This is a genomic window from Kistimonas ophiarachnellae, from assembly GCF_057552235.1.
Map to the genome: position 1 here is coordinate 105,094 of NZ_BAAJPA010000001.1, position 19,790 is coordinate 124,883.

14 protein-coding genes are annotated in these 19,790 nt (G+C 49.6%); 6 read left to right on the forward strand and 8 right to left on the reverse strand.

Annotated features, from left to right (window positions below):
* Positions 1-8 precede the first annotated feature (8 nt).
* Positions 9-1,913: a UvrD-helicase domain-containing protein gene (locus AC27K1_RS00435; protein WP_487147461.1), complete on the forward strand. Its 1,905-nt coding sequence runs from the start codon at positions 9-11 to the stop codon at positions 1,911-1,913.
* An 87-nt stretch (positions 1,914-2,000) separates the two neighbouring features.
* On the opposite strand, the gene AC27K1_RS00440 is transcribed toward AC27K1_RS00435, so the two are convergent.
* The 5 genes from AC27K1_RS00440 to glnK form a co-directional block, all read right to left on the reverse strand.
* On the reverse strand, positions 2,001-3,077 hold the full coding sequence (locus AC27K1_RS00440) for a TniB family NTP-binding protein (RefSeq protein ID WP_487147463.1): 1,077 nt from the start codon (positions 3,075-3,077) through the stop codon (positions 2,001-2,003).
* On the reverse strand, positions 3,077-5,065 hold the full coding sequence (locus AC27K1_RS00445; RefSeq protein ID WP_487147465.1) for a Mu transposase C-terminal domain-containing protein: 1,989 nt from the start codon (positions 5,063-5,065) through the stop codon (positions 3,077-3,079). The genes AC27K1_RS00440 and AC27K1_RS00445 overlap by 1 nt, the downstream gene beginning before the upstream one ends.
* On the reverse strand, positions 5,062-5,694 hold the full coding sequence (locus tag AC27K1_RS00450) for a TnsA endonuclease N-terminal domain-containing protein (protein WP_487147466.1): 633 nt from the start codon (positions 5,692-5,694) through the stop codon (positions 5,062-5,064). Before AC27K1_RS00450 ends, AC27K1_RS00445 begins: the two co-directional genes overlap by 4 nt.
* Before the next feature lie 181 nt (positions 5,695-5,875).
* A complete protein-coding gene (locus AC27K1_RS00455) occupies positions 5,876-7,147 on the reverse strand; it encodes an ammonium transporter (RefSeq protein WP_487147468.1) in 1,272 nt (423 codons plus the stop codon).
* Between the two features lie 75 nt (positions 7,148-7,222).
* Positions 7,223-7,561, reverse strand: coding sequence for a P-II family nitrogen regulator (gene glnK, locus AC27K1_RS00460; RefSeq protein WP_211829967.1), 339 nt, complete (start codon positions 7,559-7,561; stop codon positions 7,223-7,225).
* 392 nt (positions 7,562-7,953) lie between these two features.
* On the opposite strand from glnK, the gene AC27K1_RS00465 reads away from it, so the two are divergent.
* Positions 7,954-8,982, forward strand: a complete 1,029-nt coding sequence (locus tag AC27K1_RS00465; RefSeq protein WP_487147470.1) for a Stealth CR1 domain-containing protein — start codon at positions 7,954-7,956, stop codon at positions 8,980-8,982.
* Between the two features lie 60 nt (positions 8,983-9,042).
* Here the strand turns inward: AC27K1_RS00465 and AC27K1_RS00470 are convergent, their stop codons facing one another.
* Complete coding sequence (locus AC27K1_RS00470) at positions 9,043-10,125, reverse strand: alanine/ornithine racemase family PLP-dependent enzyme (RefSeq protein WP_487147472.1); 1,083 nt, start codon at positions 10,123-10,125, stop codon at positions 9,043-9,045.
* Between the two features lie 379 nt (positions 10,126-10,504).
* On the opposite strand from AC27K1_RS00470, the gene AC27K1_RS00475 reads away from it, so the two are divergent.
* The 3 genes from AC27K1_RS00475 to AC27K1_RS00485 all read left to right on the forward strand — a co-directional run bounded on the left by AC27K1_RS00475 (position 10,505) and on the right by AC27K1_RS00485 (position 15,501).
* Positions 10,505-10,795, forward strand: a complete 291-nt coding sequence (locus AC27K1_RS00475) for an accessory factor UbiK family protein (protein WP_487147474.1) — start codon at positions 10,505-10,507, stop codon at positions 10,793-10,795.
* A 149-nt stretch (positions 10,796-10,944) separates the two neighbouring features.
* Positions 10,945-12,468, forward strand: coding sequence for a YifB family Mg chelatase-like AAA ATPase (locus tag AC27K1_RS00480; protein WP_487147476.1), 1,524 nt, complete (start codon positions 10,945-10,947; stop codon positions 12,466-12,468).
* Positions 12,469-12,681: 213 nt separating this feature from the next.
* Positions 12,682-15,501 carry a hypothetical protein gene (locus tag AC27K1_RS00485; protein ID WP_487147477.1) on the forward strand — a complete coding sequence of 940 codons (2,820 nt, stop codon included), beginning with the start codon at positions 12,682-12,684 and terminating at the stop codon, positions 15,499-15,501.
* A 51-nt stretch (positions 15,502-15,552) separates the two neighbouring features.
* Here AC27K1_RS00485 and ppk1 read toward each other — a convergent pair whose 3' ends face one another.
* A complete protein-coding gene (gene ppk1 / locus AC27K1_RS00490) occupies positions 15,553-17,679 on the reverse strand; it encodes a polyphosphate kinase 1 (protein WP_487147479.1) in 2,127 nt (708 codons plus the stop codon).
* Between the two features lie 111 nt (positions 17,680-17,790).
* A complete protein-coding gene (hemB, locus tag AC27K1_RS00495) occupies positions 17,791-18,801 on the reverse strand; it encodes a porphobilinogen synthase (protein ID WP_487147480.1) in 1,011 nt (336 codons plus the stop codon).
* Positions 18,802-19,036: 235 nt separating this feature from the next.
* On the opposite strand from hemB, the gene AC27K1_RS00500 reads away from it, so the two are divergent.
* Positions 19,037-19,741: a TVP38/TMEM64 family protein gene (locus tag AC27K1_RS00500; protein ID WP_487147481.1), complete on the forward strand. Its 705-nt coding sequence runs from the start codon at positions 19,037-19,039 to the stop codon at positions 19,739-19,741.
* Positions 19,742-19,790 lie beyond the last annotated feature (49 nt).

Sequence of the window (19,790 nt, forward strand, 5' to 3'; positions counted from 1 at the left end):
GGTAAAGAATGAAGTTTATTCTACCAGAACACTGGCGCCCCAAAGGGGTAGACAATCTTGAACCAAATGCTTGGCTTGCATTAAGGCGTCAGGAATCCACAAGCGTTATTGCTGGCCCAGGAGCTGGTAAAACAGAGTTTTTAGCGCAAAAGGCTGCATATCTGCTTGAGACAGGCCTGTGCCCACAAAACAAGAAAATTTTAGCTATATCATTCAAAACCGATGCTGCAAAAAACCTTGCTGATCGGGTGGAAGAACGTTGCTCTCAGGAACTTGGCCACAGATTTGTTTCGATGACTTTCGATGCATTTACCAAAAATCTAGTTGACCGGTTTTATTCTGCAATTCATGGCGACTGGAAGCCATCAAAACAGTATGAAATTATCTATCCGAATAGCACACAGGTAAGAAATTTTTGGAGGGAACTAGAACGCAGTGTTCCTGATAATTACCGGGCTGTGATCGCAACAGCAGTTAGGCAGTTGGATGATAGGACATTTGAAAGCAACACAATTGGTACTTGGAGGATTCCTGCAGGTGGTCTCCAAGCGCCTCAATCTGCCAAAGATTATATCATTTTTAACTGGTTACTTAAGCAAATAAGCGCTTCCAGCAACGACAAATCAAGACTGTCCTTTACTACCTTGAATAGGCTAGCGGAATATATCATTCGTACTAATAATCATGTATGCAGAGCTATAAAAGCGACATACCCATTTGTCTTCGTTGATGAATTCCAAGATACGACTTTTGGCCAGTATGACTTCCTGTTGTCAGCTTTTGGTCATAGTGAAACATCTGTAACGGTGGTGGGGGATTATAAGCAGCGGATTATGGGTTGGGCTGGAGCCCGTAGTGATGCACTTCGTCAGTTTGAGGCTGATTTTTCTGCACAACGATATCCACTGCTGCTTAATCATCGATCATCATCTGAGTTGGTGAGGATACAGCATGTTATCGCACGAGCAATTGACCATGAGGTGGGAGAGGTACAAACAACTAATCACAATCAAATACCAGGTAATGCCTCATGGGTTTGTGTTAGCCATAACACTGATCATGAGGCTAGTTATTTGGCACAGTGGATTGTGGATGACATGCGAAGTAGATCACTGAAGCCAAGAGACTATTCAGTTCTTGTGCGACAAAGACCTGAGGATTACGAGCAACAACTATCCACTTGCTTAACACAGCACGGACTTAGTTTACGAAATGAAAGTGTGAAGATAGGGAAAACTACGCTTCAGGACTTGCTTACCGAAGACTTGACCATTCTGTTTTCTAGCCTGCTAAGGTTGGGATTTGGACAGCGAAATGCAAAAGTTTGGAGTCAATTATCAGCAGCTATACAGCTACTGCGAAATACAAACAAAGAAGATGAAAAAGCACTGAGGCAGGTTGAGCAGGGGATAACGAACTTTATTTCTGAGCTTAGAGGCTTGATGCTACAACCGTTTACATCAGAAAATAGTCGCCTTGTTTTCGATCGAATCATAGCTTTCATTGATCTAAATGACCTTCGAAAGGCATATGTGCGTTATGCTACAGGCGACCTCCTTGAAATAACCTTGGAAGCACTTGAAGCCTTTTTTGCGAGCTGCGTTGGTATACAAAATTCTTGGAGAAACTGCTTGGATGAGTTTGAAGGCATCAATCATATCCCGTTAATGACTATTCATAAAAGCAAAGGACTGGAGTTTGATACGACTATTTTTATGGGGATTGATGACAATGCTTGGTGGTCCTACCAACCAGGCGACACTGAAGGACTATCTACATTTTTTGTTGCATTGTCTCGTGCTAAACAAAGGGCAATCTTCTCCTATTGTCAGCAAAGGGGCCATAGAAACAGGGTATCAGATTTTTACGATTTGTTAGCCTCTGCTGGTGTTCAGGAGTACGAGATACCATAAAAATGGTAGAAGTCGTGGGTTGACCTGATAATAAAATAAAAACCATCTGGTATGGTGCTGATCAGTGCGACTTCTACAATAAACTGATTATCTGCGTTTCAATAAAGTGCGCAGTGGTATCAATCGTGTGTACTTTGCCGGAACTATACGGGACTCCCCCTTTCCAGCATCCATTTTCCAATAAGATGTGGATTCCATTTGCCTGAATTCTAGCTCCTCAACAGGGGTGTCAAATGGATTGGGCTGAGCCTCTAACTTTTCAGCACTGTCAATTTGATCCTTTTTAGTAATATGCTCCATGTAATAGTGATAGCCTGCTATGAAGTGCTCCATATTTAACTCATCATCTTTATTCAGTATGGCTTCCACTGCGGCATAGTTGATTAGAACTCTCAGTCTTCTCATATTGCCTTTAGAGAAAGCAAAGAGCCTTGGATAAAACTCCAGTTCATGTAGTCCTGGTTTTCTTGAAAATGGCAAACTATCGTCAAATACTTTCAAGAATGTTCGGAATTCTTGTCGCTGCTCTTTATTGATAATCCTAAATGGCTCTATTGTTCTCTGGATCATAAATCGTCCAGCAAGGGCATCATCACATTCAAGAATAATTTTACTATACGGCATACCAAAGAGGACAACAGGAAGGCCTGACTTATTAATCAAAATTTTTAACCACTTTGCCGCATCTTCAAGAACCCTATAGGATTTTGTTTCGATAAGATGTTGGAATTCATCCAATAGGCTGATCTCTACGCCGCAGTGAATCATTAAATTAGCCAATACTCTTGTTAGCTCGGGTGCTGAAAGCCCTTTGGGTGACAGTTCATGGCCAAGATCCTGTAAAAAGCAGATGGCTGCTTGTCTTGGTACGGGTTGATCAGGGAAATCACTTGAAAATACATTGATAACTGAGCCCTCAGGTTCTTCTCTTATAGGGTTTGGCCGTAAATATTCTTTTCTCAGCGTCGTTTTTCCTGCACCAGGTTCACCCAGCACCAGCATGCAGTCAGGATATCCCCCTCTTTGGGATATTTTCCTGCAACGATGTATGTCCGCCAGAATACGATCCAGATTTGGAGAGCTGATGTAGCAGTTTCTTACTTTTTCTATTTTTTCATCTTGCTCTTCTGTTATGGAGTTATACCGCTCATAAAGCTCATTCATCACATGTTACTCCGCCACCCAGAGGTATCAAGCACATCGTCATCATCGAATTCTTCAATGGTAACTATTGTGCTTTCTGATTCTTTTTTCTGTTCTTTCTGTGGTTCACGTGAGGAAAGCCCTTCAGATAGGCTTGAGTTGGAATCTTGCCCGAGGTCGCAGTATTTTGCAGCCGCCGAACTTCCGCTGATTGAAGTGTTACTTGGCATTTCTATCCAGGAATCTATTTCTTCCTGAATTCTTCTTTGTATCTCGAGCCTTGCTCTGACTACATCTTCATGCCTGTAATCTTTTCCTATCACTTCCCTTGCATATCGAATATGTACATCATGCTGGTTGTCGCGAAGACCTAAGGCGTATTCTTGGTCAACGGCAAAAACCTTCATGTACTTGTTATCAATTTCATTAAAGACATAGATAAAGCCAAGGTCATCCGGATCAACTTTATATTTTGTTACTTTATCTCCAGTTTTGGTTCTGTAGCTTGCAAGCTCCTCTGAGTCATACCTTAATTTCTTATAATAAATACCTCCTTTTCTCAGTTTGCTTTCCTCTGTACGCCCAAGAACGATATTCAATCGATCTGGCTCAATCATTTTTGGAGGGTAATCTTCAACAGACTTCAACCAGTATAAGTCAGGAATGATTTCGTCCTTCGTTGTAGGTGACACTTGGTATTCATCGATAAGCCATTTGTAGAATATTTCAACAAGTGAATTAAATCGGATGACTGCATTTCTCTTTGGGTTATAGTCATCCTGTTTGGCGATGGAAGAAAACGTCTTGTCATGCATTTGAGAAATAAGTTCGGTGTTGATTGTTCCAAATTTTCTTTCAACCTTTCCTTTCAGCCATGGGTGTTGTACTGGGTTGAATGAATATTGGATATTTAGTTCTGCCAGAACTATTTCAAGATCTTTGCACCAAAATTCCTTCCCATTGTCAAAAATAAATACTTCCGGGCATCCATAGCAAGTCCAATCATTCTCAATGAATGGGTATTTTTCTTTTATATACTGTTTATCTTCGATAATATTCCTTATCAATTTAACCAGAACAATAAAATCAGGGTCACGAAACGAAATATATGCACCGACAATAGATCTTGAATATTCATCGACTGCCAGAGTAAGCCATGGGCGGCCAAGAGGGATTAGGGTTTCTGGGTCGATAACGAACAAATCTAGTTTAGTGTGGTCAACACAGACTCTTTCCATAACTCTTTCAGTAACTACACCATCTTTCATACTATTGTATTCGATATCAGCTTTTCGCTTTCCGTGTCTGGTTCTTGCTATTTCATACGGTACTATTTTTTCCAAACGTCTAAGAAAACTTCTGTAGCTGGGTATGACGAGTTTATCATCTTCGTGGCGAATGCCATTAGCTTCGACGATGTACTCTTCCAAGCGATTATATGCATCCTTTGCGTCAGGACGGAGCTCATTCTGATAATAGGTAATGGCTTTTTGTATAGATTCATCGACTTCTTTTTTCAGGCGACTCTTTCTATTTCCTTTTTTACGGTTAGCAGGATACAAGCCTAAGATTGAATAGTTTGCCTGAACGTACTGTTTGTGCCAGCGCCATATTGTTAACCAGCTTGGGGGCTTAGGGTCTTGAAGCTCAACTGCGATATCGGGTATCAGGTCTTCAATGTAATTCGGACTCCAATATTGAACCCCCCGATTTATAAGGCCTGTAACATATTTATACCGTCGAAGTGATTCTGCCCTTACTTCTTCAGGAAAGGACATTAAATCTGCCGCTAACTTTTTATCTTCATCTTCCGATGAGTGGATGAAAGTAAGCCTGCCTTTTGACAAGGCACTTTGCAATTCCTGCAAGGTTAATTCTATAGTTCGGCTCTCCACAAGCAAACTATCCAGCTGAAAAGTTTCACCTTCTCGGGAAGCGAGAAGGTACTCATGAGTCTTTCCTTCCAAGGACTCAATCCGCACTTTTGCACCTTCAATAAAGCGGTTCATGGTGTTTTCTGGATTAACGAGTTGCTGGTTAAAGGTGTGTCATCAAGACTGCATACCGGGGTTAGTGCTCCTCTGGCTAAAAGGTCATAAATAAGCGGATAGCACTCCTTCTTGTCTATAGATAAGACTTTGCTGATATCAAAGATAGATAGCTTCTGATAGCTGTTAAAAATTTCTAATATCTTGCAGTGCTTGATAGTCAATTCAGAATCAGTTCTGTATTTGTGCAAAAGCCTTAAATTCCGCAGAAGGGGCTCACGCTTAATATCTGAATCTTTCAGCAGAGTCAGTGGAACACCCATTGCTTCAGCCGCTTTTTGCTTGCACTCAAAAGTATCTTGAAACTTATATGTGGAAGCCCTGTCTGCAGGCTTTACTTCAAGGTAGCTGTCTTTATTCTGCTGATCTGTAAGTTTGAAATCAGGCGTATACTGAGCTTTGCGACGATATTCCTGATATTGATACCCAAGGGGTTGAGCTTCAAAGGCAGCGACGGAATTTAGATATTCGAGATGATAACAAGCACCAAACTCGTTGCCCGACTCGACTCTGAAGTGCTTTCCCGACTTTATGCTATTGAAGCCATAGATGTGTTTTTTGGTAGATTTGCCAAGCTTGCGTGGTTTCATAACTGAACGACTCTGGTAACCTGATGGCAGGTTAGACCAGAGTCGTTAGTTTACAAGTTATGGTGAAAACCCCTTTTCACTTTATGTTGCTATCATTTTCACTATATGTGGTTGATTTACAATTTATGCGTCAACCAACAAGAGCGCACAAGGCGCTCTTTTTTGATTGGGTATTGCAGTCTTACTTGGAAGTGAATTCCGGGTAGGCTTCCATACCACACTCCGCCAGATCCACACCTTCGTACTCTTCCTCTTCGCTGACGCGGATGCCGGTGACAACCTTCAGCACGCCCCAGACGATCAGGCTGGTAACGAACACCCAACCGAAGATGGTGGCGGCACCGGCCAGCTGACCCAGCAGGGTAGCGCCGCTGTTGGTGGCAGGCACAACCAGCAGACCGAACAGGCCGACCGTACCGTGGACAGAGATGGCGCCGACCGGATCGTCGATCTTCAGCTTGTCCAGCGCCAGGATGGAGAGGACAACCAGCACACCACCGATGGCACCGATCAGGCTGGCCTGAACCGGGGTCGGGGTAGAAGGCTCGGCAGTGATCGCCACCAGACCGGCCAGCGCGCCGTTCAGGGACATGGTCAGGTCAGCCTTGCCGAACAGCAGGCGGGCAGTGATCAGGGCAGCGACAACACCGGCAGCGGCAGCGGCGTTGGTGTTAACGAAAACCATGGCAACCGCGTTGGCGTTGGCGATATCGCCCAGCTTCAGGACAGAACCACCGTTGAAGCCGAACCAGCCCATCCACAGGATGAAGGTACCGAGCGTCGCCAGCGGCAGGTTGGCGCCGGGGATAGCGTTGATCTCACCGTTTGCGCCGTACTTGCCTTTACGGGCACCCAGCAGGAGAACACCAGCCAGGGCTGCAGCCGCACCGGCCATGTGGACGATACCGGAACCGGCGAAGTCAGAGAAACCGAGGTCGCCCAGGTTGTAGAGGCCGAAGACATCGCTGCCGCCCCAGGTCCAGGCACCTTCCATCGGGTAGATGAAGCCGGTCAGGACAACGGCGAAGATCAGGAAACTCCACAGCTTCATCCGCTCGGCGACAGCACCGGAGACGATGGACATGGCCGTTGCCACGAACACCACCTGGAAGAAGAAGTCAGACGCGCCGGAGTAGATGGAACCACCCTCGAAGCCGTCTTCACGGCCGGCGAAATCGCTCAGCGTGCTGGCCACGTGATCGTCACCGACCAGGATGCCGTCGAGCAGGAAGCCGCCGCCGTACATGATCTGGTAACCGCAGACCAGGTACATGATGCAGGCAATGGCGAACAGGGCGATGTTCTTGGTCAGAATTTCAGTGGTGTTCTTGGAACGGACCAGGCCGGCTTCCAGCATGGAGAAACCGGCGGCCATCCACATGACCAGTGCGCCACAGACCAGGAAGTAGAACGTGTCTATGGCGTATTGCAGGTGAAAGAGATTATTTTCCACAGTAAACCCCCCAGTTTACGTTAGCGAGCCGGGCATCGGGATGCCGGCGTGCCGTTTATTCGTTAATCGTTGTTATTAGATGGCGTCGGTGCCGGTCTCGCCGGTACGGATACGGATCGCCTGTTCCAGTGCGGTGACGAAAATCTTGCCGTCGCCGATCTTGCCGGTGTTGGCGGTCTTGCTGATGGCTTCGATAACCTGGTCAAGCATGTCGTCGCCAATGGCCACTTCGATCTTGACCTTGGGCAGGAAGTCCACGACATATTCCGCGCCACGGTAGAGTTCGGTGTGGCCCTTCTGGCGACCGAAGCCCTTGACTTCCGTGACGGTGATACCCTGTACGCCGATCTCGGAAAGAGCTTCACGTACATCGTCGAGCTTGAACGGCTTGATGACTGCTGAGACCAGTTTCATGGCATTTTCTCCTGAGCTTCTCATTCTTTGCGTGTCCGGGGGGCTGAACCCGGACAAGTCTACGCTTTTCGGTTTCGGGTTATAAGTACTTGTCGCGCTGGATCATGGCCGGACAGACGGTGGAAACCGTATGCCGGTGACTAGTTAGACGACAGAATGCGGTTTTTGTTGTTGTCATGATGCTCCTCGCTGTCGTGAATCGGTGTGCCCCGTGTTGGCTCACAGTCCAGGGCGGTTGCTGGCTTAATTGCACTCATCGTGCCAGTTATTGAATACTGTTGCGAAATCCCGTTTTTGCAGGGGTTTTGTGATAGACAGAGAGGGTGCTTTGCATATCATGCGCATAAATCGTGCACTGCCAGATGCAGGCTCTGGGGCGAAAAAATTGAGCTATGCACTATCGTGGTGCACCTTTCTGGTGCAATGAGATTGTCACAGAGACTGGAACGGGGGAGCAGGTCACTATGGTGGTGCAGTCCAATACGGCAATAGACCTGGTGTATACGTGGGTGGATGGTGCCGACCCGGCCTGGCAGGCTGAGAAAGCCCGCTATGCCCATGAGGCGGGTTATTACATCGGGAACCGGAACTGCCGCTGGCAAGATAATGAAGAATTGCGCTACTCATTGCGCTCTGTGGCTGCCTACTGGCCATTTGAGGGCACGATTTATATCGTAACGGCGGGCCAGACGCCGACATGGTTGCATACGGAGCACCCGCGTATTCGAGTGGTTGATCATCGGGACATCATTCCGGCGGATTACCTGCCGACTTTTTCTTCAACGGGGATCATTGCCCGTTTGCATCATATTCACGGGCTTCGGGAACGCTACCTTTACCTGAATGATGATTTCTTTTTTCTCCGTCCGGTGCAGGAGCGGGACTTTTATGACGGTGAATGCAGCCTGTTTTATGTGAATGAACAGCGTGTTGACGACGCAAACCACGTATCGGACACCAGCCATTCTGATCGAAACGGCGTTGTTTTCAGCCGTACCTTCATGCAGAGGGAATTTGGCGTGACCGATCCCTTCCCGATGCCGGAACATGCCCCCAAGGCGATGCAGCGCTCCCGGATGATGCAGTTGGAAAAACAGTTCCCTTCATTATTTCAGGATGCCATGCAGGGGCGGTTCCGTCGGGCGGATGCGCCCATCATTGATGACCTGTTCTTCCGCTGGCTGCATCATCTCGGGCGGGCGCAGTATCGGCAAAACCGGAATTGTTACATGGAAAACTGTGAACCAGGGGCGGCTGAACAGTATGCGATGCTGCTGGAAGGTCGCCATGATGCCCTGTGCCTGTGCATCAACGATATCTCGGATGATATGCCCGAGGCGCAGTATGCGCCTTACCAGCAGCAGATGCAGCGGTTTCTGGCGACACGTTTTCCGGAAAAGTCCGATTTTGAGCGTGATTGAAGGCGTTCCAGGATTGGGACAGAAGAAATAGTGCGGACGCATTGCCCGCACTATGGATGATCAGCGGAGGTTGTCGGCGGAAATACAGCGTTTGACCACATACTCCGATGTCATGCACTGCAGAACGCCGCTGTAGGAAACATCAAATTCGATAATGTCACCGACGCTGTGGACGTTGATGGCATCGGTGATATCAAGAATCAGGTGATCGCTGCTGCCCCCGATCACCAGGATGCCCGGATCCCGGGGCGTAACCTGGTTGATATCAATATCCTGTTTGCCGATGGCGCAGATGGCGCGTCGGCGAATCCCCCTGTCTACAAAAACAGGCTTGTTCCCGAAGGCGTCCAGCGCGGTGGAATTGACCGGTGCCGAGGGCTTCAGTTTGACCTCAATGATTTCACACTGAAGGGAGAAGGCAGACTGGCAGGTGCCGGGTACCGGGTCATCATTGAGGCCGATGCCCATCAGCAGCGAAGCGCCCAGTCGCAATTGATTGACGGCCTTTGGCAGGCCGCCGCGCAGCATCAGGAACAGGCCGGCGGAGCTGGCGCCGCTGATGACATTTAACTGAACATCAAGTGCTTTCTCAACGCGGCTGGCAATTGCGGCCAGTTCAGTCTGGTTGTCGGTTGTGGGTTCTACACCCCCATAACAGGCCAGGTTTGCACCCATTCCTTCGAGTTGCAGTCCGGGCAATTCCGTCACTGTTCGGGCCAGATGCAGTGTCTCTTCTTCAAAGAAGCAGCCTTCACGTAAGTCGCCAAGATCATGCATCACAATCACGCCATGGGTGACGCCGAGCTGGCAGGCGGCTTTGGACAGGGCCTTTAGCGTGGTTTCTTCCGAGTTCAGGGAAACCTGGGCAAACTGCACCACCGCCTCTGCCTCACTCAGCGCCGGGAGTCGCAGAAGCATCTTCCTGACCGGCAAGCCCTCAAGGCGTTGCAGGTTTATGAGGCGCGAATCCGCCAGCAGGGAGATACCGCTTTCCACCATCGCCCGGGCGATATCAGGGCTGGCGCAGGCCAGTTTGGTCACACCGGCGGGCTCAACGCCATGACGATGGCAGAGTGCCACCATGGCGCGGGTATTGTGCCGAATGCTATCGAGGTTGATCGTGAGGCAGGGGTAAGCGTACATCAAAGAACCTTATTGCAGCGTTTATGACTCGACGATGAGGATGCGATAGGCATTCTTCACAATAAAAAGGGCGCTGTTATTGCCTAAGATCAGTCTTCAACAGGAATGTTTAAAAAATATCGGTTGATATGCCTTGGCCTTGCAGAGATCACGTAAAGTGCTGCAATGAAAATGCGCCAGTCCTGCTTGCGCAGGAATACGTCAGACGATACATTCCCTTTCCTTAAGAAGGATGCGGTGGCTGAGTGAGATGGCTGCCTGAGAGCAACAGGGTATGGGGATATCCTGTTGCGATTATTTGGAATTTTACTGTTCACGGGGTTAAAACTATCCCCGGAATCAACGCTATCCCGTATGAAATAGAGGGTGTATCTGCAAGATGATCGACAAGGCCGCATTTGTGACTTCCATTGCCGGTAAGCTGAACACCCTGTTGGCTGGCGAAAAAGGACCGGTTCGGGATGATCTGGAAAAGAACATCAAGGCCATTCTCCACAGTGCCTTTTCCCGGATGGAACTGCTGACCCGCGATGAGTTCGACGCTCAGGTCGCAGTATTGCAGCGCACCCGGCAGATGCTGGAGGAACTGGAAGACCGGGTGGCGGAACTGGAAAAATCCGTATCTTCTGCCAAAGATGTTCCAGCGCTTCCTACCGAATCTGATTCTTGAGTGCTGTTCCGGAGAAAAACCACGGTTTTTCTCCTTCCTCTCCCCTGTGACATTGCAATTCCCTGATCCTGTTCAATACTTCCTGCCTCTCTGGTCTTCAGGGTGAAGGCCTGCCAGACGCTAATTCAACAAAGTAAACAGGATAACGGATGTCGCTAGCGATTATTCATACCCGTGGACGTCACGGTATTGATGCGCCTCCGGTAACGGTAGAGGTGCACTTATCCAATGGCCTGCCCAGCCTCAATATTGTCGGCCTCCCTGAAACCGCGGTGCGGGAGAGCAAGGACAGGGTACGCAGTGCGATCATCAATGCCGGTTTTGAGTTCCCGGCACGACGGATCACGATCAACCTGGCGCCAGCGGATTTACCTAAAGAAGGTGGGCGGTTTGATTTGCCGATTGCTCTCGGGATTCTGGTTGCCTCCGGTCAGGTACCGGCAGAGGGGCTTTCACAGTTTGAATGCCTGGGTGAACTGGCATTATCTGGCGAGGTTCGGTTTGTCAGTGCTGTGCTGCCGGCTGTCATAGCCTGTCATAAGGCGGGAAGAAAGATGATTGTGCCGCAGGCCAATGCTGATGAGGTTATTCACTACCAGGAGGCGGAGGTATTTGCGGCAGGATCGCTGCTTTCTGTGACGGGGCACTTTACTGAAACGAGTCCCCTGGAGCCCGTCAGAAAGAGAGAAATACCACCTGCGGATTGCAGAACCGGGTACCGTGACCTGGCCGAGTTAAGGGGGCAGCCGCAGGCCCGGCGGGCATTGGAGATTGCTGCTGCCGGGGGGCACGGGTTGTTAATGTTTGGTCCGCCCGGCACGGGAAAAACGCTGATGGCCAGCTGTATGCCGGGCATCCTGCCACTGCTGGCCGAGCAGGAGGCCGTTGAAGTCAGCGCTATATACTCTGTGGCCGGTTATGGTTCCCGCCCTTATTCGCGCCGGCGTCCTTTCAGGGCGCCCCATCACTCCGCGTCATCGGTAGCCCTGGTGGGTGGGGGTTCCTGTCCTAAACCGGGCGAGATTACGCTGGCGCACCATGGGGTGTTGTTTCTGGATGAATTGCCTGAATTTGAACGCCGGGTGCTGGAGATGCTGCGTCAGCCACTGGAGTCCGGGGAAATCTGTATTTCCAGGGCGGCGCGGCAGACATTGTTCCCGGCACGGTTCCAGTTGCTGGCGGCGATGAATCCCTGCCCCTGCGGTTATCTTGGTGATAAACATCATGCCTGTGTCTGTCGCCCTGAGCAGATTCAGCGCTATCGGCGTAAGTTATCCGGTCCGCTGCTGGACCGGATTGACATGCATCTGGAGGTATCGCGGTTAGCGGCTACGGAATTATTGGATAAGACGGTCCCGGAGGAATCTTCAGATATCGTCCTGGCCCGTGTTCAAAAAGCCAGGGAACGACAGTGGTTAAGACAGGGAATGCTGAATTGTCAGTTAACGGCAAAGGCATTAGATAATTACGCCCCCTTGACGCAAGAGGCAGAAATGCAATTGATGAAAGTGATTGAACAGCTGGGATTATCGGCCCGGGCAACCCATCGAATCGTCAGAATTGCCAGAACCATTGCCGATTTGGGTGGGGAAAATACTGTGGTAATGAGCCATATTGCTGAAGCAATTGCTTTTCGCAAGCTGGACAGGGCTGTTAGTGATTCATCGCACTGATTCTTATAACTTAATGGTAAGTACAGTCATATTAATCATCAGGTTATCGCTATTTTTGACTTTTTTTCCTGAAAAACGGGAACTATTCACGCCTCACCACTTTCAAAGACTATAGAGGGAATCGATTTTCTTGAGGTAGGGATTGAGTCGTTCTTTTGAATGACGCCACGTCCTTTTTTGGCAGAAGTGTATTAGACATACGGAGGGTCCGATATGGCTACGACACCCAGTATGGCTCCTGAGAGGCGTAAACGGTCTGAATCCGCCTTTGAAAACCTGCCTGCCTCCCTCAGTGGCAAAAAAGCGTTTGCCGATTACTCTCATGCGCCGAACTCCCCACCTGTATGGAGTTTTCGTCATGTCGACTCCATTAATGAAGTGAAACCAGAACTCGCATTGAATATATACCGTGCTTATGCAAATGCCGGTAAACCAGGGGCGCAGGCCATTGCGCTTGATGAGCGCGAATGTGAGGTAATCCCGTCTGATATGAAAATAGCCGCGGCGTTTGCCCTAGCGGGTGTTTGTGAGCTGGAAAGTCAGGGCGATAAATTTATCATCCGGGGATGCAAGAAAATCGTTGATCATGACGTCATTAAAAAACTGGATAAATACTGCGGATGGGATGCAGATAAATTAATTTATTACTCGCTTACGAATAAAACCTGTCGATTTCCAGTATCTTTCAGTAAAAAGTTTCTGAAGCTGTTTTTGGTTAATAAAATGCTGGAAGAGGATGGGTTTAAAAAGGATTACTTTCTCTACGAAAGTAAAGGTTTGGAGAAACTGAAAAAATATATTAATGACGTGTGGACGGCTTGTGGGCTGGATAGTAAAAAAACATTAAAACCAATGGATATTATAAATATAAAAAATGAACTGAAATTTTATGAGCTCGTTCCATTGGTTCATGGTGATGCAGACGATTCTTCAGAAGCATCCAGTGTAGATGATGATCAAAATTCTTCCGGGGATGAAAACGCTCATTATCATACTGCGCCATCAGATACGGAGCCTCATGGTAACTTAATGCCACAGTTATCCATTGATACAACGATAACCCGTTATAATATCCGATATTGCCATGACAGAGGTCCAGCGGATGAGCCGGACGGTGTAACCTATGACAATACAAGCGAAGCGATAGAGGTAATAACACGGGGGCTTGATGAGACTGACCTCGACTATTTTTGTCAAGCAGCATTAGAACGGAAGGATTCGTTTTGTGAACGTTTCACGAGGTCCTGCCGCTCTGCCGGGCGATGGCTCATGAGAAACAAGCGAAACATGTTGTTTAACCTGATTGATATTTTGATTGGGGCACTGATAGGGCTTGCATTGACCGGCATCATTGGGGCTCCTATTTATATTCTGGCCGCAATAGGTACTTTGGTGTTCTGGTTTTCCCTGGATATGATCGTTCTGGGTATCAGAAAATCATGGCATCGTCGCAAGTCAGAAAAAACTCAAATCGAATTAGAATCTCTGGACAATGAAATAGACAAACTTGGCGCTCAAGCTGACCTTGCAGAGGAAGAGCGAAATGAAAGAGTAAAGGCACTTGAAACGAAAAGGATTGCCCTGGAGAAAAAACAATTGAAACATCTTGCTTTCCTGGCGGGAGAAATCGGTTTTACGAATATGTTCAATTCGATGCTTGACTGTGATCGTGCAGCGCAAAGAGCGAATACGCTTAAAATCAAGGCTAAGGATTCTGTAGAAGATGCCATAAAGTATGCCAAGGCAATGGCTGAATTGAGACGAGAAGAGGAACGTGTAGGGAAGAGTGGTAAATATGTAGCAGAGTTTTTAGCGTTGCTCAGCGTACATCGCTCAAGAATTGAAGATAATATTGAGCGTGATATTGACTATCTCGACAAGTTGGGGCTTTTTGATCCGGATAAAAAATCAGATCAGGAAACAAACGATGACACAACGCCTGATGACCCGGCATCGTTAGGCATGAACTTTATTGATAATCGTGGCGGAGAACATCCGCAATCCACTTTACGAAATATTCGCTCATTCCTTTTCAGTCCTGCTTTGAAGGAGGGTTTGCTTAATGAGCGTCTGAGAGCATCCGAAATGGATAAGCAGAAGGTGCTTGAAGTACTGGCCAAAGATATGGCTGCGCTTGATCCTCAATCCGGGGAGAGTAATACCGAGCGTGTCGAAAAAGCCAATACACGTATTGCAGCATTAGCATTCAGGGCTGCAGCGGGTATCAATATGAAGGCTTTGGTGCATCAGACAAACCAGGAGAGAAGAGATGATGTTGTTAAACAATGTACCAAAGTCTCATTAGAGACTTTTAAGGCTTATCTCGCTTACTATGTCCGCCGTATTCCTTACCGGCTTCATGAAGCCGGTGTCAGCAGGGCATTGATAGCTGGCGCTCGATTGAATGCTACCAGTTTGCTCAAGGATGCATTTCCAAATCCTGTCGCCCTGGGGGGGCTTGGCCTTGTCTGGTGGTTCTTCCTCAGGCTGGTAGCCAATACCTTTGAAAACAAAAATAATCAGATTAACCAGGAATTGGCTGCTGCACGCTTACAGTATGAACACGCTTATGTTGAACCTTCCGCCGATGTGAAGCCAGACTGGATGAAGGATCAGAGAAAGAGAGCGAAACAGTGTAATGGCTACTTTAATGCGGGTGTTTGCAATAAGGATCAGCAGGCCGATTTATCCATGAATGAATGCCTTGCTCTGCGGCGTGAAGGCAAGCATAGCACGGCCAAACTGATGCCATTGGTGAATGAGCTGAGCGACATACAGCAACGGTTGGCTGATGCTACTGAGAAGGTTAAGCAGGAAATCGAGTCTGATGGCACAATATCTGCCGCTTCCAAAGAAGAAGTCAGACGTCTTGCGCTCAGTTACGGGATGGTTAATTGTGCAGTGGAGAATGTGGCGAAACAGCCGGGGCAGACATTCTCTGAATTCGGGCGTCGACTGAATCTCAAGGTACGTCAGGCTGCCATTGTGTACCCTTCGGATCTGCAGCTGGGACAGGCACCTGCTGCCGCCTGATGACGAGAAAATGACCTGCCAATCAGGCAGGTCATCTAGATGCGCTACAAGTCAGCTTGCCAGCGTTTCCAGTAACGCCTGCTGGACATTTCTGGATTTCTGATTCCTTACTGGTCGGCTCTGCTCATAACTGCCATCTGATAGCAGTTTCCAGCTACCGGTGTTATCCGTCAGGTACAGGTCCAGTTCCTTTTTGACACGGGTAGCGAGCTTGGGGTTCTCAATCGGGAAGCAGGCTTCCACCCGGTGATCCAGGTTACGGATCATCAAATCGGCGCTGGAGCAGAATACCTTGGGTTCGGTGTCATTCTGGAAGAAATACACACGGGTATGTTCCAGGAAACGTCCGACAATCGAGCGAACCCGGATATTGTCGGATAACCCTTCGATACCGGGGCGCAGGCTGCAGATCCCGCGAATCACCAGGTCAATCTTCACGCCGACCTGCGAGGCTTTGTAGAGCGCTTTGATCACATTGGCTTCGGTCAATGCATTGGCCTTGAGAATGATGCGGGCAGGTCGTCCTTCCCGGGCATTTTCGGCTTCCCGGTTAATCAGGTCGATCAGGTTCTTCTTTAGCGTGAATGGCGCATGGAAGAGTTTTTTAACCCGTACCGCCTTGCCCATACCGGTCAGCTGCTGGAAGACCTTGTGTACGTCGTTGGTCAGGTCTTTATCGCAGGTCATCAGGCTGTAGTCGGTATACAGTCGTGCATTGACCGCATGGTAGTTACCGGTGCCCAGGTGGGCATAACGGACAATCCGACGTCCTTCCCGGCGGACAATCAGCATTAGCTTGGTATGGGTTTTATAGCCAACCACGCCATAGACGACGATGGCTCCTGCTTCCTGAAGTCGGCGAGCAAGCTTCAGGTTATCCTCTTCATCAAAGCGGGCGCGGATTTCCACGACAACGGTGACTTCCTTACCATGTCGCGCCGCTTCCACGAGGGCATCCACCATCTCTGAATTGGCGCCGGTTCGGTAGAGAGTCTGCTTGATGGCCAGAACATGTGGGTCCTTGGCGGCCTGACGTAGCAGATCGACCACAGGAGTAAACGTCTGGAATGGATGCAGCAGTAAAACATCTTCCTGCGCAATCGTATCAAACAGACGATCACTGTTCTTGGGAAGTCCCTTGGGGAAGCCCGGGCTAAACGGCCGGAACTGCAAGTCAGTATGGGTGGGTGAATTGCAGACATCCATCAGGCGCGTCAGGTTAACGGGGCCGTTAACTTCGTACAATTCATTCTCTGTTAATGCAAACTGCCGCAGGAGGAAATCTGCCAGGGGGCGAGGGCAGTTATCCGCGACTTCCAGGCGTACCGCATCGCCATAACGACGGGCCAGCAACTCGCCCTGAAGGGCCGAGGCCAGGTCGTCTACCTCATCATCCAGGCTCAGGTCGCTGTTGCGGGTAATCCGGAACTGGTAGCAGCCCTTGATGGTCATGCCCGGGAAGAGGTCTTCCGCATGCTGGTGGATAATCGACGACAGGAATAAATAATTCTCGCCGCCTTTTTCACACAGGTGATCCGGCAGCTGGACAATACGGGGCAGAGAGCGTGGCGCCGGGATGATCGCCATACCGGTTTCACGACCAAAGGCGTCTTTCCCTTCCAGCTCAACAATAAAGTTCAGGATCTTGTTGGCCAGCCGTGGGAAGGGATGCGCGGGATCCAGACCAATGGGACTGATGATCGGCATGACCTGCTGGAAGAAAAAGTTTTTCACCCAGGATGCCTGTTTCTCCGTCAACTGATGACGGCGAATAAAACGAATACCCTGATTAGCCAGGGCCGGCAGCATAACGTCATTCAGGATGGCGTATTGGCGGGCGACATGCTCATGGGTCAGCCGACTGATTTCTTTCAGGACTTCGCCAGGCTGCATACCATCCAGCCCGACCTGTTCCCGTGCAAATTCTATCTGCTGCTTGAGGCCGGAGACGCGGATCTCGAAGAATTCATCCATGTTGCTGGAGAATATCAACAGGAAACGCAGACGCTCCAGCAGGGGATAGTCTTCATTGAGTGCCTGTTCAAGCACCCGGATATTGAACTGCAAATGGCTGAGTTCCCGGTTGATGTAGTATTCCGGGTTGTCCAGATCGCTGATGACCGGAGGAGCCGGAATATCAGCAGTCGCCTGTTCAGTGGAACTGGCCGTTTCTGTCATGGGTCCTCCCTGCTTGTTCTGATGTCAGGTGTTTCAGCGTACATGGCCGGCTCGTGATGACAGTTGTCGTAAGCCAGCCTTAGAGTATAACAATCCCCCGGTGAGCGACCGTCAGGCGTTGCCTGAGAGCAGCTCCGCCGCTTTCACGGCAAAATACGTCAGGATGGCGTCGGCGCCGGCCCGTTTAAAGGCGGTCAGGGATTCCATCATGACTTTCTCTTCTTCCAGCCAGCCATTCTGTACGGCCGCCATATGCATGGCGTACTCACCGCTGACCTGGTAAACGAAGGTGGGTACCTTAAACTCGGTTTTGACCCGGTGCACGATGTCCAGGTAAGGCATGCCCGGTTTAATCATCACCATGTCCGCCCCTTCCTGCAGGTCGAGAGCCACTTCATGCAGGGCCTCATCACTGTTGGCGGGATCCATCTGGTAATTGAACTTGTTGCCGCCGGCCAGGTTGGTCGCGGAACCGACCGCATGGCGGAACGGCCCGTAGTAGCTGGAGGCATACTTGGCGGAATAGGCCAGAATCCGTGTGTTGGTATGGCTGTCCTTTTCCAGGGCGGCACGAATGGCGCCGATACGGCCATCCATCATATCGGAGGGGGCAACAATGTCGGCCCCGGCTGCTGCATGGGACAGCGCCTGTTTCACCAGCGCGTCAACAGTTTCATCGTTCATGACGTAACCGTCGTCGTCAATAATGCCATCCTGTCCGTGAGTGGTGAACGGGTCGAGAGCGACATCCGTGATCACGCCCAGTTGCGGGAACCGTTCTTTCAAGGCGTGGACGGCGCGCTGGGCCAGTCCGTCAGGGTTCCAGGCTTCCCGGGCATCCAGCGATTTCTTCCCGGCCGGCGTGACAGGAAACAGGGCGACTGCCGGAATACCCAGCTCAACCCAGCGTTCCGCATCCTTGATCAGTTCATCAACGCTCAGACGCTCAATTCCCGGCATGGGGGTACAGTGGTCACGTTGACCCTGACCTTCCAGGACAAACACCGGGTAGATCAGGTCATCCACCGTGAGACGGTTTTCCCGCATAAGGCGACGGGAAAAATCATCGTAGCGCATACGACGGGGTCGGGTGGAGGGAAAAGCACGCTGAACAGGTTTCACGGTTTACTTCCTTATGCGTCACAGGATGCCCGGAACGGTTGCGCTATTATGAAGCGTTTGCCGGACAAGCTGAATGGTTTTGTACGTATTGTGGCAGAATAACCGCGCTTGTGCGGATCTGGCGTGTCATCAATACTGCATTAAAGAGGCATGTTGGCGTGAATCCATCGTCGGACGAGATTCGTAGAGGAATGTAACGGCGGTTAGTGTACCGGTCATTGCAAGGATTAGGATGATGAACAAGAAAAGAGTGCTGTTGTTACTGGCGGTTGTTGCGGCCATTGGCGTCTTTTATGTATTTGATTTACAGCAGTACCTGAGCCGGGACTTTTTCCAGCAGCTGTACCAGGAGAACCCGGTGTTAACCGTTGGTATCTTCTTCCTGACCTATGTAGCGGTGACAGGGCTTTCCCTGCCCGGTGCGGCACTGATGACCCTGATCGGGGGGGCGATCTTCGGGTTCTGGATTGGGCTGCTGGTTATCTCGTTTGCCAGTACGATGGGCGCTACGTTAGCTTTCCTGTTTTCCCGGGCGCTGTTGCAGGAATCTGTGCAGAAGAAATTCGGCAGTTATCTGGCAACCGTCAACGACGGCATTGAGAAAGACGGCGCATTTTACCTGTTTACCCTGCGTCTGATTCCCGCCATCCCGTTCTTTATCATCAACCTGGTGATGGGGCTGACACCGATCAGGGCCTGGACGTTTTACTGGGTCAGCCAGGTCGGCATGTTGGCCGGTACCATGGTGTATGTGAATGCCGGTGCTCAGCTGGGGCAGGTGGAAGAATTAAGTGTCAGCGGTATTTTAACACCAGGCCTGATTGCCTCCTTTGTTCTGTTGGCAGCATTCCCGTGGGTTGTTCGTAAGGTGATGGCCCGGGTGAAAGCGCACAGGGAGTCCGAGGAGAGCGATCAGACTGTCAGTAATGAGCAAGAATAAAGTCTTGTAAATACACCGGCCATTTTCAATAGTCTTATTGATTGGCCGG

Excerpts from the sequence above, each read along its gene's own strand:
- AC27K1_RS00465 (WP_487147470.1), top strand. The coding sequence starts at position 7,954 with ATGCACTATCGTGGTGCACCTTTCTGGTGCAATGAGATTGTCACAGAG.
- AC27K1_RS00435 (WP_487147461.1), top strand. The coding sequence starts at position 9 with ATGAAGTTTATTCTACCAGAACACTGGCGCCCCAAAGGGGTAGACAAT.
- glnK (WP_211829967.1), bottom strand. The coding sequence starts at position 7,561 with ATGAAACTGGTCTCAGCAGTCATCAAGCCGTTCAAGCTCGACGATGTA.
- ppk1 (WP_487147479.1), bottom strand. The coding sequence starts at position 17,679 with ATGACAGAAACGGCCAGTTCCACTGAACAGGCGACTGCTGATATTCCG.
- AC27K1_RS00470 (WP_487147472.1), bottom strand. The coding sequence starts at position 10,125 with ATGTACGCTTACCCCTGCCTCACGATCAACCTCGATAGCATTCGGCAC.
- AC27K1_RS00475 (WP_487147474.1), top strand. The coding sequence starts at position 10,505 with ATGATCGACAAGGCCGCATTTGTGACTTCCATTGCCGGTAAGCTGAAC.
- AC27K1_RS00485 (WP_487147477.1), top strand. The coding sequence starts at position 12,682 with ATGGCTACGACACCCAGTATGGCTCCTGAGAGGCGTAAACGGTCTGAA.
- AC27K1_RS00450 (WP_487147466.1), bottom strand. The coding sequence starts at position 5,694 with ATGAAACCACGCAAGCTTGGCAAATCTACCAAAAAACACATCTATGGC.
- AC27K1_RS00500 (WP_487147481.1), top strand. The coding sequence starts at position 19,037 with ATGAACAAGAAAAGAGTGCTGTTGTTACTGGCGGTTGTTGCGGCCATT.
- AC27K1_RS00440 (WP_487147463.1), bottom strand. The coding sequence starts at position 3,077 with ATGAATGAGCTTTATGAGCGGTATAACTCCATAACAGAAGAGCAAGAT.
- AC27K1_RS00445 (WP_487147465.1), bottom strand. The coding sequence starts at position 5,065 with ATGAACCGCTTTATTGAAGGTGCAAAAGTGCGGATTGAGTCCTTGGAA.
- AC27K1_RS00480 (WP_487147476.1), top strand. The coding sequence starts at position 10,945 with ATGTCGCTAGCGATTATTCATACCCGTGGACGTCACGGTATTGATGCG.